General features: G+C 72.9%; 10 protein-coding genes. 1 reads left to right on the top strand and 9 read right to left on the bottom strand.

The genetic code is table 11. The annotated features are described in order from the left end of the window. Positions 1–2: 2 nt before the first annotated feature. The 4 genes from VFW79_RS02075 to VFW79_RS02060 all read right to left on the bottom strand — a co-directional run bounded on the left by VFW79_RS02075 (position 3) and on the right by VFW79_RS02060 (position 6,317). On the bottom strand, positions 3–1,031 hold the full coding sequence (locus VFW79_RS02075) for a helix-hairpin-helix domain-containing protein (RefSeq protein WP_329675654.1): 1,029 nt from the start codon (positions 1,029–1,031) through the stop codon (positions 3–5). A 99-nt stretch (positions 1,032–1,130) separates the two neighbouring features. Next, entirely contained in the window at positions 1,131–2,165 is a 1,035-nt protein-coding gene (locus tag VFW79_RS02070; RefSeq protein ID WP_329675732.1) for a DegV family protein, read from the bottom strand. Then, entirely contained in the window at positions 2,162–5,134 is a 2,973-nt protein-coding gene (leuS, locus tag VFW79_RS02065) for a leucine--tRNA ligase (RefSeq protein ID WP_329675653.1), read from the bottom strand. Before leuS ends, VFW79_RS02070 begins: the two co-directional genes overlap by 4 nt. Positions 5,135–5,204: 70 nt before the next feature. Next, the gene (locus tag VFW79_RS02060; RefSeq protein WP_329675652.1) at positions 5,205–6,317 is read right to left on the bottom strand and encodes a fatty acid desaturase family protein; all 1,113 of its coding nucleotides are present in this window, start codon (positions 6,315–6,317) and stop codon (positions 5,205–5,207) included. Between the two features lie 281 nt (positions 6,318–6,598). On the opposite strand from VFW79_RS02060, the gene VFW79_RS02055 reads away from it, so the two are divergent. Next, entirely contained in the window at positions 6,599–8,503 is a 1,905-nt protein-coding gene (locus VFW79_RS02055) for a helicase HerA-like domain-containing protein (RefSeq protein WP_329675651.1), read from the top strand. Positions 8,504–8,623: 120 nt separating this feature from the next. Here VFW79_RS02055 and VFW79_RS02050 read toward each other — a convergent pair whose 3' ends face one another. The 5 genes from VFW79_RS02050 to VFW79_RS02030 all read right to left on the bottom strand — a co-directional run bounded on the left by VFW79_RS02050 (position 8,624) and on the right by VFW79_RS02030 (position 15,526). Continuing rightward, positions 8,624–9,901 carry an MFS transporter gene (locus VFW79_RS02050; protein ID WP_329675650.1) on the bottom strand — a complete coding sequence of 426 codons (1,278 nt, stop codon included), beginning with the start codon at positions 9,899–9,901 and terminating at the stop codon, positions 8,624–8,626. A gap of 107 nt (positions 9,902–10,008) precedes the next feature. Beyond that, complete coding sequence (locus tag VFW79_RS02045) at positions 10,009–11,685, bottom strand: metallophosphoesterase family protein (RefSeq protein WP_329675649.1); 1,677 nt, start codon at positions 11,683–11,685, stop codon at positions 10,009–10,011. Positions 11,686–11,793: 108 nt separating this feature from the next. Then, the gene (locus VFW79_RS02040) at positions 11,794–12,585 is read right to left on the bottom strand and encodes an LLM class F420-dependent oxidoreductase (RefSeq protein ID WP_329675648.1); all 792 of its coding nucleotides are present in this window, start codon (positions 12,583–12,585) and stop codon (positions 11,794–11,796) included. Positions 12,586–12,653: 68 nt separating this feature from the next. Continuing rightward, the gene (locus VFW79_RS02035) at positions 12,654–13,574 is read right to left on the bottom strand and encodes a Gmad2 immunoglobulin-like domain-containing protein (RefSeq protein ID WP_329675647.1); all 921 of its coding nucleotides are present in this window, start codon (positions 13,572–13,574) and stop codon (positions 12,654–12,656) included. 98 nt (positions 13,575–13,672) lie between these two features. Beyond that, on the bottom strand, positions 13,673–15,526 hold the full coding sequence (locus VFW79_RS02030; protein WP_329675646.1) for a hypothetical protein: 1,854 nt from the start codon (positions 15,524–15,526) through the stop codon (positions 13,673–13,675). Between the last annotated feature and the right edge of the window lie 187 nt (positions 15,527–15,713).

The raw sequence follows: 15,713 nt of genomic DNA, 5'->3' as shown, positions 1-15,713 counted from the left end.
GATCAGACCCGCACGAGCGGCCGGAGCTTGGCGAGCAGCGTCGGGCCGATCCCGTCGACCTCGCCGAGCTGGTCGACGGACGCGAGGGGCCCGTTCGCCGTGCGCCAGTCGACGATCCGACCCGCGAGCACCGGACCGATGCCGGGGAGCGCGTCGAGTGCCGCAGCATCGGCGTCGTTGAGGTCGAGCGTCGCCGGCCCCGATCCGGCCGCACCGGTGGCGGTCGTCCGACCAGCCGGCCCGGCGCGTCCCTGCCCCGAGGGGGCGTCACCTGGCGCGGGCACGACGACCTGCTCCCCGTCGAGGACGACGCGCGCGAGGTTGAGGGCCGCCAGGTCCGCGCGCGTCGTCGCACCGCCTGCGGCTCTGATCGCGTCGTCCACGCGGGAGCCTGCCGGCAGCTGGACGATCCCAGGGCTCACGACCTGACCGACGACGTGCACGACGACGGTGCCGCCGCTGACCGAGGATGCAGCGCCCGCGGCGTCGGCCGCCGCACCCGCGGTGGCTTGTCCGCCGGCTGGGGCCGCTCCGGCAGCGTCATCGGTGCCAGGCTCGGGAGACGACAGGGACCCGCCCACCGGCGGCAGCTCGATCGGAGCGAGCGCCGCGGACGCCACCGAGGCGGACCTCAGCGCGACAGCGCCACCGACGAGGCCGACCGCCAGCGCTGCAGTCAGGGCCAGCCGGACCGGCACTGCCCACCTGCGAGGCGCGCCCCGGGGCGGCCCCTCCCCTGCGCCCGGACGCGTCAACGGATGACCGTGGGCGTCGGCATAGGCCTTGCTCGCAGCCGCGAGCGCGGAGGTGCGACGAGCGGCGACGTCCGCAGCGTCTCTCGCGGACGTCTCGGGATCGCGCGCGCACGTGTCGGCCACCTGCGCGGATTGGTCGGGGCGGCGCGTCTGCTGGTCCGCTGCGCGCGCGGGAACCCAGCCGTCGGCGTCGCCGGCTGACGCCATCGAGGAGAGGACGGGCTGGGTCAGCCCCCACAACCGGTCGCGTTCGGGAACCTGCGGTCGGACGGCCATTCCCGGGACGGTAGGGGCGGCACGCGGCGACCCGCGTGTCGCCGTGCCACGCGCGCGGAGCACGTCCCCTCGGTCGGGGCTGCGGGTGGGCGGGCGACCTCAGGCGTCAGCGACGACGATCGCGAGCAGCCCCGGGCCCACGTGCGCGCCGATGACCGCGCTGACCTCGCACACCTCGACATGCGGGACCAGCTCGCCCAGCCATGCCTCGAGCTGGCGAGCGACGCCGTCGGCCACGTCCGGCTGCCCGAGGTGGTGCACCGCGACACGGGACGGGCCCCGCCGGCGCACGTCCGCGACGACGATCGCCTCGAGCCTGTCGCGGGCGGCGCGGCGCGTGCGGACCTTCTCGGCGACCTCGATGCGGCCACCACGCAGCGCAAGGATCGGCCGCAGCCCGAGGACCGTGCCGAGCGCTGCCGCCGTCGCGCTCAGGCGTCCGCCGCGGCGCAGGTGGTCGAGCGAGTCGACGAGGAACCAGGCGCAGGCCGAGGCCGCCACCGACCGGGCGCGTTCGGCGACGGCGGCACCGTCGACCGCCGGCTCTGCCGCGGCCGTCGCCGCGGGGTCCTCGTGCCGGACCCGGCTCAGCAGACCGCGGATCAGCCCGCGCGAGTCGGGCCGCTCGCCGCCGCCGTGGCGGCGGCGCTGCGAGGAGTCCGGGGCGTCGTCCTCCACCGGCAGCCCGCCGCGGGCGAGCCGAGCCGCCGACAGCACCGCGAACCCGAGACCCATGACGACGGAGCGCGAGTCGACGACGTGCACCGGCACGGGCGCGGCGAGCGCCGCGAGCTGAGCGGCCCGCACGGTCCCTGACAGCTCGCCGGACAGGTGCACCGACACGATCTCGCGGGCCCCCGACGCCGCTGCGCGGGCATAGGCCTCGGCGAAGGCCGCGGGCGCAGGCTGCGACGTCGTGACACGCACCCCACGAGTCAGCGCCGCCGTCAGCTCGGCCGGCAGGAGGTCTCGACCCTCGAGGTGATGCGCACCACCGACGACCACCTCGAGCGGTACGACCACGACGCCCCAACGCTCGGCCTCGCCGGGCGGCAGCGACGCGGTCGAGTCCGTGACGACCGCGACCCGCGAGGGCCGCGAGGCCGATCGCGAGCGCGCGCGGTCGGTGCTCAGACCGGCACCACGTTGACGAGCCGCGGCGCGCGCACGATGACCTTCGCGACCTCGCGTCCGGCGACCGCACGCTGGACTCCGGGGTCGGCGAGCGCGAGCTCCCTCAGCGCGTCCTCGGTGACGTCCAGGCTCACCTCGGCACGCCCACGGACCTTGCCCTGCACCTGGAAGATGCACGTGACGGTGTCCTCGACGAGCTGCACCGGGTCGGCGACCGGGAACGGTTCGTGCGCGAGCGACACCGGGTGCCCGAGGCGCTCCCACAGCTCTTCCGCGAGGTGCGGCGCGACCGGCGCCGTCATGAGGATGAGCGGCTCGACGGCCTCGCGAGGCACCGTGTCCAGCGACGTGAGGTGGTTGTTGAGCACGATCAGCTTGGCGATCGCGGTGTTGATGCGCATCGCGTCGTAGTCGGCCGTGACGTCGGCGATCGTGCGGTGCAGCACCCGGAGCGTCGCGGCGTCCGGCGCGTCGTCCACCACCCGCAGAGCGCCGGTCGTCTCGTCGATCGTGTTGCGCCACAGCCTCTGCAGGAACCGCTGCGCGCCGACGACGGCGCGCGTCTCCCACGGGCGCGACAGGTCCAGGGGGCCCATCGCCATCTCGTACACGCGCAGCGTGTCGGCTCCGTACTCCGCGTACATGTCGTCGGGCGTCACCATGTTCTTGAGCGACTTGCCCATCTTCCCGTACTCGCGGACGACCTCCTCGCCCTGCCAGGTGAAGCCGCTGGCGACCGATGGGTCCTCGACGACCTCGCTCGCCTCGACGTGCACGCCGCGCGCGTCGGTGTAGGCGTAGGCCTGGATGTAGCCCTGGTTGAAGAGCTTGCGGAACGGCTCGACGCTCGTGACGTGACCCAGGTCGTACAGGACCTTGTGCCAGAACCGCGCGTACAGGAGGTGGAGCACGGCGTGCTCGACGCCACCGACGTACAGGTCGACGCCCCCGGAGCGATGCGTGTCGGCCGGGTTGTGGCCCGGTCCCATCCAGTACCGCTCGAGCTCGGGGTCGACGAGCGCCCCGGTGTGCTCGGGGTCCAGGTAGTGCAGGTAGTACCAGCACGACCCGGCCCAGTTGGGCATCGTGTTGGTGTCGCGTCGGTAGGTGCGGGGTCCGTCGCCGAGGTCGAGCGTGACGTTGACCCAGTCCTCGTTGCGTCCCAGCGGCGCCTCGGGGGACGACTGCGAGTCGAGGGGGTCGAACGTGCGCGGGGAGTAGTCCGGCACCTCGGGCAGGTCGACCGGGAGGGCCGAGTCCGGCAGCGCGATCGGCAGGTCGTGCTCGTCGTAGACGATGGGGAAGGGCTCGCCCCAGTAGCGCTGGCGGCTGAACAGCCAGTCCCGCAGCCGGTACGTGACGGTGCTGGTGCCCAGTCCCTTGCCCTCGAGCCACGCGACGATGACGCGCTTGGCGGCGCCGACATCGAGGCCGTCGAGGCTCACCTCGTCGTTGCTCGAGCTGATGATCGCGCCGTCGCCCGTCCACGCGCCGCCCTCGAACGAGTCGGGCGGCGCCACGGTCCGCACGACCGGCAGGCCGAACGCCTCAGCGAACGCGTGGTCGCGCGTGTCCCCACCCGGGACCGCCATGATCGCGCCCGTGCCGTAGCCCATGAGGACGTAGTCGGCGGTGAAGACCGGGACGTGCGTGCCGTTGACCGGGTTGGTCGCGTAGACACCGGTGAACACGCCCGTCTTGCGGCCGGCGTCCGCCTGACGCTCGACCGCGGTCTTGGCCGCTGCCTCCCGGCGGTACGTGGCCACGGCCTCGGTCGGGTCCGGGTGCCCGCCGGTCCACGCCTCCGTGGTGCCCGCCGGCCAGGCCGTCGGCACCTCGTCGAGCAGCGGGTGCTCCGGAGAGACCACCATGAAGGTCGCACCGAACAGCGTGTCGGGGCGGGTCGTGAAGACCTCGACCCAGCGACGCGCCTCTGCCGCGTCCGACGACGGCGATCCGTCCGCACCGTCGTCGACCACCGCGAACCGGACGGTGGCGCCCTCGGAGCGTCCGATCCAGTTGCGCTGCATCGCGACGACCTTCTCGGGCCAGTCGATGAGGTCGAGGTCGTCGGCGAGCCTGTCGGCATACGCCGTGATCCGCATCTTCCACTGGCGCAGCGTGCGCTGGAAGACGGGGAAGTTGCCGCGTTCCGAGCGACCGTCCGACGTGACCTCCTCGTTCGCGAGGACTGTGCCGAGTCCCGGGCACCAGTTCACAGGTGTCTCGGACATGTAGGCCAGGCGCTCGGAGTCCACGACGCGGCGGCGCGCGGTGTCGTCGAGGTCGAACCACTGCGCGGCGTCGGGCACGCCGGGGATGCCGGTCGGCACGTCGCGCGTGCCGGCCGCATAAGCCTCGACGAGCTCGGCGATGGGCCGGGCCCGGCCCGTGCCGCCGTCGGGGCGCACCGCGTCGGCGTCGTACCAGGACTCGAAGATCTGCAGGAAGATCCACTGCGTCCAGCGCACATACCCGGGGTCGATCGTCGCAAACGTCCGCCGGGGATCGTGGCCCGTACCCAGCCGGCGCAGCTGCCGGGCCATGATCTCGATGTTGGCCTCGGTCGTGACGCGCGGGTGCTGACCCGTCTGAACCGCGTACTGCTCGGCCGGCAGGCCGAACGCGTCGTACCCGAGCGCGTGCAGCACGTTGTCGCCCTGCATCCGGCGGAACCGCGCGACGACGTCGGTGGCGATGTAGCCGAGCGGGTGCCCGATGTGCAGGCCCGCGCCCGACGGGTACGGGAACATGTCCATCACGAAGTACGGGGTCGACCCCGGCGCGGCGTGGTGCCCCTCGGCGTCCGTGAGGTGACCGCTCGGGTTCGGCGCCGAGAACGTCCCGCGCCGCTCCCACTCGTCCTGCCAGCGTCGCTCGAGGGAGTCCGCGAGCGCAGCGGTGTAGCGGAAGGGGACGTCGTTCGGTCCGGCGTCGGGGACGGGGTGTGCGGCAGCCTGCGAGGTCACGACGGCGAGTTTACCGGCGCGCGACGAGGCCCGGGCCAGCAGCTCCGCCGCGCGACACCGGTCCTGCGACTCAGCGGGCCGCGCGGAACTCCGCGACGAGCGGGCACTGGAACGGGTCACGGGCCGCGAGGCCGACCTCGTTGAGGTACTCCACCACGATCCGGTAGGAGTGCAGCAACGTCGTCTCGGTGTAGGAGATGCCCCGGTCGGCGCAGAACTGCCGCACCATCGGCTGCACCTTCTTGAGCGACGGGCTCGCCATGCTCGGGAACAGGTGGTGCTCGATCTGGTAGTTCAGCCCGCCCATGAAGAGGTCCACGAACCGGCCCCCGCGGATGTTGCGGCTCAGCAGGACCTGACGGTGCAGGAAGCTGATCTTCATCGACGCCGGCACGATCGGCATGCCCTTGTGGTTGGGGGCGAAGCTCGCACCCATGTAGAGACCGAACAGGCCGAGCTGGACGCCCAGGAAGGCGAAGGCCATGCCGACCGGCAGGAACCAGAACACGATCGCGAGGTAGCCGCCGAGCCGCAGCGTCACGAACGCCATCTCGACGGGGCGACGCTTGACCGCGCCGCGACCGAAGATGGTCTTCACGCCGGAGATGTGGAGGTTGAGGCCTTCGAGGAGCAGCAGCGGGAAGAAGAACCACCCCTGGCGCTGGGTGAACCAGCCGGCCAGCCCCGTGCGCTCGCGCTTGAGGTTCTCGGTGGTGAACACGATCGCCCCGGCGTCGATGTCACCATCGGCACCGAGCGTGTTCGGCTTGGCGTGGTGACGGCTGTGCTTGTGGTTCCACCAGCCGTAGCTCATCCCGGCCAGCAGGTTGGCGACGACGAGGCTCGCCCAGTCGTTCCACCGGCCCGAGACGAAGATCTGTCGGTGCGCGGCGTCGTGGCCCAGGAACATGACCTGTCCGAGGACGAGCGCGAGGACCGCCGCGACGACCAGCTGCCACCATGAGGGCCCGATGGCGACGAAGGCGAACGCCGTGCCGGCGAGCAGGAGCAGGATGACCGCGAAGCGCGTCCAGTAGTACGCGTAGCGGCGGCGCAGGAGCCCGGCGTTCTGGACCATCTTGGTCAGCTCGGTGAACTCGCTGACCTGCCGTTCGCGCGCGGTGCCAGGTACCGCGCGGCCGCTGTCGGGCTGCTCGATGCTGTCGATCGTGGTGCTGCTCATGGGGCCTGCCTCGGGGTCGTCGTCGGGGTCGTCATCAGGGTGACGCGATGCCGCGGGGCAACACATCCGAACGGGGTCTGTTTCGAGGGTAACGGCACCTCCTGTCGATCGGCAGGAGGTGGGACACGATTCTCGCGCCCCCATCGGCGCGTCCCGCCGCGGCGCGCCGGGAACCGTACAGTGCCGCCGTTGCGCGGTGTACGTGACGGCGCCCGCGTACGGCACCCTTGGGCCCCGATGTCCCCGGGACACCTGAGTCCCTCAGCCCTAGACTCGCAGCCATGTCGGACGCGCACAGTCGCTCTGTCCCATCGGTCCCCGGTGCAGCGGAGATCGCCGCCCTCAAGGCCGCCGCAGCGCAGGCCGCCGCCGAGGCCGCCGAGGCACGAGCTGCCGCCGCGGTCGCCGCCGCTGAGGCCGCTCAGGCCGCTGCCGACGCGGCAACGGACGTCCCGGCCGTCGCCGCAGCCGCGTCGCCGGCTCCCCCAGCCGCGTCGCCCTCCGCCGCAGCTTCGTCCACCCCCGCTGCTCCCCCCAGCCAGGCTCCGACAGCCGGTCCCGGTCCGTCCGAGTGGGCCGCCAAGGTCACCGCCGGCTACACGTTCGCGGGCGAGATGCTCCGCCTCGGAGCCCTCGTCGAGGGTGACACCCCCACGACGTCCGCACAGGTCGGGCTCCCGCTCGCGATGATGAACCGCCACGGTCTCGTCGCCGGCGCGACCGGCACCGGCAAGACGAAGACGCTCCAGGTCATGACCGAGGCGCTCTCGGCCGCGGGCGTCCCCGTGTTCGTCGCCGACATCAAGGGCGACCTCTCGGGTCTGGCACAGGCGGGACAGCCGAACGACAAGCTGCTGGCCCGCACGGCGAGCGTCGGGCAGGACTGGCACGCGACGGCCCACCCGGTCGAGTTCTACTCCCTCGGGGGGCTCGGTCACGGCACCCCGATCCGAACCACCGTGACCGACTTCGGGCCGCTCCTGCTGTCCAAGGTCCTCGGCCTCAACGAGACCCAGGAGTCGAGCCTCGGCCTCATCTTCCACTGGGCCGACACCCAGGGGCTCGCGCTGCTCGACCTCAAGGACCTCCAGGCGACGATCGCGTACCTGATCGGTGACGAGGGCAAGGCGTCGCTCAAGGGCATCGGCGGCCTGTCAGCGGCGACCGCGGGCGTGATCCTGCGGGAGATCGTCACGTTGCAGGCCCAGGGCGCCGACGTGTTCTTCGGGGAGCCGGCGTTCGACGTCACCGAGCTCCTGCGGACCGCGAGCGACGGGCGGGGCATCATCTCCGCGCTCGAGCTGCCGTCCGTGCAGGACCGGCCCGCGCTCTTCTCGACGTTCCTCATGTGGCTGCTGGCCGACCTGTTCCAGGTGCTGCCCGAGGTCGGCGACCCCGTGAAGCCCAAGCTCGTGTTCTTCTTCGACGAGGCCCACCTGCTGTTCACCGGCGCCTCGGGCGACTTCCTCACGCAGGTGACCCAGACGGTCCGGCTCATCCGGTCGAAGGGTGTGGGCGTCTTCTTCGTGACGCAGAGCCCCAAGGACGTGCCGGGCGACGTGCTCGCGCAGCTCGGCAACCGCGTGCAGCACGCACTGCGCGCCTACACGCCCGACGACGCGAAGGCCCTGCGGGCGGCCGCGAGCACGTTCCCGAACTCGCCCTACGACCTCGAAGAGGTCCTGACGACGCTCGGGACCGGCGAGGCCATCGTCACGGTCCTGTCCGAGAAGGGCGCACCGACACCGGTGGCCTGGACGCGACTGCGTGCACCGCAGTCGTCGATGGATCCGCTGCCGGAGGCCGCGCTCACGGCGGCAGTGGCGGCCTCACCCGTCTCCGCCCGGTACGCGACCGCGATCGACCGCGAGTCGGCGTACGAGCTGCTCGCGGCCCGGACCGCGAGCGCCGCCGCGGAGTCGGCTGCGGCCGCAGCCGCGGAGCAGCAGGCCAAGGCGGCGGACGTCGCGGCGAAGCAGGCCGCCAAGGACGCCGCCGCACGGGCCAAGGAGCTCGATCGCATCAGCCGCGAGATGGAGCGCGAGGCGGCCAGCGCCTCCCGGCGCACCACGACGGCGCAGAGCCGCAGCCGGGCATCGAGCCCGCTGGACTCGTTCCTGCGATCGGCCGGGACCCAGCTCGGTCGCGAGATCACCCGCTCGCTGTTCGGGACGCGTCGACGCTGAACCACGGCCTTCCTTGCTGGCGTCGTCCCTGGTCGCGCATCGTCCTGAGGCAGCGACGACCACCAGCTGCCGGCGGGGTCCCGCCCGCGGCACGTCCGAGGCTCGCAGGGCGCCAGGCCGTCAGCGGACGACGGCGAGTCGCGCGTCGGTGTCGTCGTCGTCGAGCAGGCCGTCCACCTGCGACTGTGCGCCCGGCGCTCCGGCAACGAACGCGTGCGGTGCGCTGCGCCCCACGGTAGCCACGACCAGGAGCCCGACGGCGGTGAGCACGGCACCCACCCACGCGGGCGCGAGGTAGCCGTACCCGGCGGCGATGACGAGCCCGCCGAGCCATGCGCCGGTCGCGTTGCCGAGGTTGAGCGCCGAGTGGCACAGCGCCGCACCGAGCGACGGAGCTGTCGGCGAGAGGTCCATGAGCCGGGTCTGGAGCGCGAGGCCGAGGATCTGCGAGGAGACGCCGAGCGCGACGATCGACGTGACCGCGAGCACGGCGTTGCCACCGGTCAGCGCGATCACCACGAGGACCGCGATCGTGCTCGCGAACCCCAGGTAGACAGTCCTCAGGACGGAACGGTCGGCGAGCCGGCCGCCAAGCAGGGTGCCGATCGTCATGCCGACGCCGAACAGCGCGAGCACGAGCGGCACCGTCGTGATCGCCAGGCCCGTGACGTCGGTGAGCAGCGGCGAGACATAGGAGTAGACGGCGAACATGCCACCGAACCCGACGGCGCCGCCCGCGAACGCGACCCACAGCCGCCGGTTGCGGAGCGCCTCGAGCTCGGAGCGGACGCTCGTGCCGGCGTCGACGGCGAGCGCCGGGGTCCAGCGCAGCAGCGCGACCACCGTCAGGATGCCGAGCACGCCGACGCCCACGAACGCGGCCCGCCACCCGAGCCGTTGACCGAGCACCGTCGAGATCGGGACCCCGACGATGTTCGCGACCGTGAGCCCGGCCATCATCATCGCGACGGCCTGCCCGCGCCGACCCGGCCCGGCGACGTGCGCACCGAGGACGGCGCCGACGCCGAAGAACGCACCGTGCGGCAGCCCGGCGACGAACCGGGCGACGACCAGCCAGCCCGCCGACGGCGCGAACGCGGTCAGGACGTTCGCCGCAGCGAACGCGGTCATGAGCCAGAGCAGCAGGACGCGCCGATCGACCCGCGCCGCGAGCGTCGTGAGCAGCGGGGCACCCACGACGACGCCGAGCGCGTACGCCGTGATGACGTGGCCGGCCGTCGGGATCGAGACGCCGAGGTCTCCCGCGACCAGCGGGAGCAGCCCCATCGTGGCGAACTCGGTCGTGCCGATGGTGAACCCGCCCAGGGCGAGCGCGAGCAGGGCGAGGGCGCTGCGGTGCGCGCTCCGCGCGGACGTGCCGGTCGGCTCGACGGTCACATCTACCTCGAATCGATTCGATCTCGGTCCGGGGGCACGCCGTCGTTCACTCCGGGGGGTACGAGGATCCTACCGGGCCGACAGCGTGATCCCCTCGCACGACCAGGTCAGCGGATGCCGTTCGGCAGCAGCGCCGGAAGCGTGAGTGGCCACGAGATCCGCGGCCCGACGCTCGCGGACGCGTTCGTCCGAACCTGGATCAGCTGGTAGTCGAGGATCCTGCGGTTGACGGGGTCGAAGCGGAGCACGGTCATCTCGGCGGTGTTGCGCAGCGGGCCCACGGTCGGCTCCCCCAGCAGCGCACCCGCCGTGCTCGCGTTCACGTAGCGCACCCCGCTGCCGGTCCGCAGCGGCCCGACGCGTATGTGCAGGTGCCCCGACAGCTGGGTGGGCGCGCACCCGCGGTTGAGAGTCTCGTCGCCGACGCGGGGGTTGTGGATCAGCAGGAGGTCGACGCCGTCCGGGTCGCCGCACGCGACGTCGGCCAGGCGGCTCGCCTCCTCGCGAGCCGTCTCCTTGCCCACGAGCGTCGTGCCGGCGCCGATGCGCGTGGCGTTGGGGTCGCTGTCGCCGAGGATCCGGATGCCCTCGACCGTGACCACCTCGCCGGCCAGGACCGTCGCACCCGCGCGGCGGTACATCGCCGAGGTCTCCTTCGAGTCGTGGTTGCCCGGCGACGTGACGATCGGCACCCCTGAGGGCGCCGCCTCCGCGAACGTCGTCACGCAGTACTGCTCGACCGCCGTGCCGTCGATCGTCGTGTCGCCGGCGTCGAGGATGACCTTCGCGCCCGAGAGCTTGGCTGCCGACCGGACGAGCGGCGCCATGCCGACGTTGCAGTGCAGGTCCGAGACGAGCAGGAGGACGATCGGCTGCTCGTCCTTCGGCACGGAGTCGGCGGCCTCGTCGGCAGACGGTGACGGCGACGTCGACGTCGTCGGAGTCAGCGCCGGGGCCTGGATCGCGGCGTCGATGCGGCTCTGGCGGTCCTTCCAGGCCGCGACGAACGCGTCGTCGGCAGCCGCGTAGAACGCCTGGTTCGTGCGGTACGCGTTGAGCACGTACGTGCCGTAGGTGTTGATGACGCCGGCCAGTCGCCCGGTGACCCTGGCCCCCTCGAGCGCCGTGCCGTCGAAGACCGGCGACCCCGCGCTCATGGTCGACGCGCGGTCACGCTCCCCCACGCTCGACGTCAGCACCGTGAGCGCGAGAACGACGACGAGCGACCCCGCGGCCAGCTGGTAGGCGTGCGGCGCCAGCGGCGCTGCCAGCTCGGCGCGACGCCGCGCGCCGAGGAGGAGTCGCCCACCGAACCAGAGCCCGACGAGCACCGCCAGCGCCGTCAGCGAGCGTTGCACAGCACTCGCGAGCAGCGCCCGGGTGACGTCGTGGATCGTCGCCTGCGGCCCCGAGAAGAACTGCAGATAGCCCTGCAGGTCGCCGCTGAGCGACTGGAGCGTCGACGACGCGTCGACCGACGTCACGGACGCAGGGATCTCCTGGACCGTCACCCGGACACCCAGCGCGAGCGGCAACGGCGAGCTCATGACGAGGGTGCCCAACGGGCCGACGTCGACGGTGATCCCGCCGTCCGTCGTGATGTCGTACCGGGCCTCGTGCGGACCCAGGCTGAGCTCGGCGGTCGCCGTCGTGACGCCGATGACGAGCGACACCGCGAGGGCGAGGACACCCGGCACGACGACGCGCAGCCAGAACGGCAGCCGTCCACGCGCGGGCGCCTCGATTGCGGGGTCCCCGGCGGGGACGTCGGATGCGGCCGTCACCCTTGCAGCCTAGGTCGCGCGTTCACGTCGTTCGACTGCAGTCCAGGACGCTCCGACCTCGACCGGACAGCCCGCACGATGCCGCGGCGTCGAACCCGCTCCCGCAGGTCAGCCCCGCGCGTCCCGCCAGGCGACCCAGTCACGCACGAGACCAAGGTCGTAGTCGGGCCCGCTCACACCGACCGTGAGCAGCGTCGCGCCGGCCGCGACCAGGTCCTCCCCCACGGTCGCCGGTGGACGGTGGACGGCGACCGACCGCTCGACCAGCGCCGTGTCGCGACCGACCGCAACCCCGTGCTCGGCGAGGATCGCGCTCTTGCGCGTCAGCACCTCGAGGTCGCCGAACGAGTGCCACACGTCCGCGTGCTCCGCGACGACGCGCAGCGTCTTCCGCTCGCCGCCTCCCCCGATGAGGATGGGGATCTCGCGCGTCGGTGCCGGGTTGGACGCGGCCCACCGTGCCTTGATCCGCGGCAACGCCTCGCCGAGGGCCGCGATCCTCGATCCGGGCGTGCCGAACTCGTAGCCGAGCTCGTCGTAGTCCTTCTCGAACCAGCCCGCGCCGATCCCGAGGATGAGACGCCCGCCGGAGATGTGGTCGACCGTGCGGGCCATGTCCGCCAAGAGCTCAGGGTTCCTGTACGAGTTGCACGTCACGAGCGCGCCGATCTGCACGCGACTCGTCTGCTCCGCCCACGCGCCGAGCATCGTCCAGCACTCGAAGTGCTTGCCACCGGGGTCACCGCTCAGCGGAAAGAAGTGGTCCCAGTTGAAGACCACGTCCACGCCGGCGTCCTCGGCACGGGCGACAGCGTCGCGGATCTGCGCGTACTCGGCGTGCTGCGGCTGCAGCTGGACGCCGATGCGGACGGGATGCTGCGCGGGAGATGTCGTCGTCATGCGCTCAGCCTGACACGGCCTGTCGGGTCGCACCACGGCGGTCCGACCACCCGTTCGACCGCCCGCGGTCAGGTCACCGTCACCGTACGCGAGTCGCTCATCGGGGTCCCGCCCGCGCCGTCCGACGGGTCGTCCTCGGTGATCACGACCGTGTAGGTGCCGGGGGTCAGCTCGACCTGGAACTCGTACGGGGCGAACGTCTGCCCCTCGGCGGTCATCGTGACGCCCGAGGAGACCTCGACTCCAGCCGCGTCACGCACGGCCCAGTGCAGCACCGCCTCGAACACCGCGGCCTCACCGGTGACGCGCAGCGGCGACGTCGTGGTGGCACCCTGCGCCGGCGAGTCGATCTGGACGAGGAGCCGGACCGAGATCGGGTCCTCGCGCGCGACCGGCGCATCCCACGACACGACGCCCCACAGCTCGCCCGCCGTCTTCCCGTCGATCCGCATCAGCACCGGCGTCCCGGGCTCGCCCGCTGCACCGGTCGCCGTGTACACGAGCTGCTGGATCATCAGTGCCGCACCCGCGGACCCCACGTTCGCGGTACGCGCGTCGGCCGAGACGTCCACGACGATCGCACCGTCGACGCGGCTCGTGCCGAGCACCCTCGTCGCATGGTTCCAGGTCGTCGTGTAGTCGGGGTCGGTCGGTCCCGCGATCATGGCCTCGACCGCTGCCCGGATCGGGTCGGATCCCGTGACCGGGCGCTGCTCACGCGCGAGCCGCAGCCCCGTGCGGGTGTCGATCATGAAGTACACGGGCACGACGACCGAGGCACCGGTCGGTGTGGCGGTCGGTGACGGGCTTGGCGTGACCGACGCAGTCACGCTCGGCGTGGCGCTCGGGCTCGTGCTCGGGGTCGGCGTCGGCTCGCCGCCGGTCCCCGTGGTGCACCCGGCGAGGATCAGGGCGACGGCTGCGAGGCACGTCACGGCGGCTGATCGGGCCCTGCGCTCCTGGACGTGCAGATCCGGCTGCCCGGCCATGGCGGCCTCCTCGGGGCGGACCGAGGTCACTCACCCTGGGCGACGTCCCGCCCTCGTTTCCATCGTGGCACCAGCCGACAGCACCGGCGCGCGGAGGGCTACTGGTACGTGATCAGGTCCGGTACCGGCTGCACGGCCATCGTCTGGACCGGGTCGAGCATCGGGGTGTCCTCGTCGTAGAAGTTCTTCCAGCCCCAACGGACGCCGGCCGGAGCCCCGTCGTGCAGGAGCGCCCACGTCCCCGTCTTGGCCGGCTGCCCGCCCTGCCCGTCGACGTGCAGCACGACGGCGAGCTCGTCATGGCCGAGGTCGAGCCGCTCGCGCCCGACGATCATGCGTGGGGCGAACTGGTGCAGCACGAACAGCTTCTGGGGCAGCGCGCGCTCGCGCGTGAAGTCGGCGAGCCACGCGGCCGTCGCGTTGACCTCGTCGATCCCCACGCTCCCGATCTGCCGCAGGTGCACGTGATCCGGCGCGAGCCGCCACTCGGGGTCGAGCGCCAGGCCGACGTGTGGCAGAGCGAGCAGCTCGGCGTACTGCTGGGCCTGCGTGAGGAAGTCGGTACGCCCGGGCTGCAGGTCGAGAACGACGGTCATGCCCGCCGCCCCCGCGGCGTCGATCAGTGGTCGCAGCTCGGCCGGCGGACGCTCGGCGGAGTAGTTGCCGTCCGCGCCCGGACCCGCCGAGGCGACCGTCGCGATGATCTCGAGCGTCGGGACGACCGCGTCAGGCGTCAGCGGGCGGTACTCGGCCGCTGTGGCCTCGGCGCGGGCCACGGTCGCGGCGTCGTCCTGCTCGCCGAGCACCCCCAGCCCCGGCGTCCCGGGCGTCCCGTACAGCGCGACGTACCGCTTGCCGAGCACGCCCGGCGCGGTCGGGAATACCAGCTGCCCGCCGCCCGGCAGCTGGACCCCGGTGGAGGCGGCCGCGACGCGCGCCGCGAGCAGCTCGGGCGTCCCGAACACCGATCCCAGGGCCAGCACGGCACTCGGCTTGACCGCTCCGAGCGTGTCGACGGCTGTCGCGAACAGACGCGGGTCCCCGCCAGGCACCACCAGGACGGAGACTCCCGCGGCCCTGGCCGTCGCGAGCGCCGCGAGCTGGACCGGCGCGCCGTCGGTCAGGACGAACGCCCCTGCCGGTGCCGCCGCCGGAGCGAACGTGGGGACGACCGGCGGGGCGGGCGGGCGCGGCGGGCGCGGCGACTCGTGGGGCAGCCACGGCGGGCCGTTGCGGGGTGCGGGGACGATGGGGTCCGCGGTGAGGGGGGCCACGGCAGCGCCATCCGGGCCCTGGACGACGAGGGTCGCCACGGCCGGCCGCGCGAGCCCGGCCACCGCGGCGACCTCCTGACCGGGCGCCACGACCTGGGCCGCCGACCAGGACGCGATCGGGGTCACCGTCGGCGGGGTCGGGACGCTCGGGACCGCCCCCACGGCGAGCCTGACGGCTGCCACGCCCGCGGGCACCACGGCAGCACCCACAGCCACGACGACGTCCGCACCGAGGCGGTCGAGCTCGATCGCGACGTCGGCCCCGACCACGGTCCCACCCGTGAGCAGCAGCGGGACCCCGAGACCCACGGCGGTCGACGCCCCGGTCAGCTGCGCGGCGATGTCGTCGACGGGTGCCAGCACGACCGTCGGCGCATGCACGTACAGCGCCCGGCTCGCTGCCAGTGCGGTCGTCCCGGGATCGGCGTCGGGCACGAGCGTGACAGGTCCACCGGGCGCGCGCGTCTCCGCCGGGACGACGACGGGAGCCGGAGCAGCCGTTGCCGGCGCCTCAGTCGGGGCCGCCGTCGCGCTGTGCGTCGCCGTCGGGCGCACCGCCGGCACGTCCTCGGTCCCGGTCGTGCACGCGCCCACGCCCAGAGCCACGAGCACTGACAAGCCGACCGCTGCTTGACGCCGACCGCGCACGGTGCGGCGGGCGCGGAGGTGGTGCGGCACGGGGCTCCTGGGGTCGACGGCGATGGCCGGTCAACTGTAGGCGGCGGGTCGTCGGGGGCGTGGCCGGTGTCGCCGCGCGGCGGGACCGGTTTCGACGCCCGTCCACAGGGAGGTGAGATCGGCTGACCGGGTTGGGTGGTTATCGGTAGGTTCTCGGGCATGCCTCGCACCCTGCCCCTGCCCGACG

It is taken from the genome of Cellulomonas sp. (assembly GCF_036279715.1).
Taxonomy (GTDB): Bacteria; Actinomycetota; Actinomycetes; order Actinomycetales; family Cellulomonadaceae; genus Cellulomonas_A.
Note: the sequence above shows the minus strand (reverse complement) of the source record. Positions and strands in the feature narration are given on the sequence as shown.

Excerpts from the sequence above, each read along its gene's own strand:
- VFW79_RS02040 (WP_329675648.1), bottom strand. The coding sequence starts at position 12,585 with ATGACGACGACATCTCCCGCGCAGCATCCCGTCCGCATCGGCGTCCAG.
- VFW79_RS02035 (WP_329675647.1), bottom strand. The coding sequence starts at position 13,574 with ATGGCCGGGCAGCCGGATCTGCACGTCCAGGAGCGCAGGGCCCGATCA.
- VFW79_RS02055 (WP_329675651.1), top strand. The coding sequence starts at position 6,599 with ATGTCGGACGCGCACAGTCGCTCTGTCCCATCGGTCCCCGGTGCAGCG.
- VFW79_RS02075 (WP_329675654.1), bottom strand. The coding sequence starts at position 1,031 with ATGGCCGTCCGACCGCAGGTTCCCGAACGCGACCGGTTGTGGGGGCTG.
- VFW79_RS02060 (WP_329675652.1), bottom strand. The coding sequence starts at position 6,317 with ATGAGCAGCACCACGATCGACAGCATCGAGCAGCCCGACAGCGGCCGC.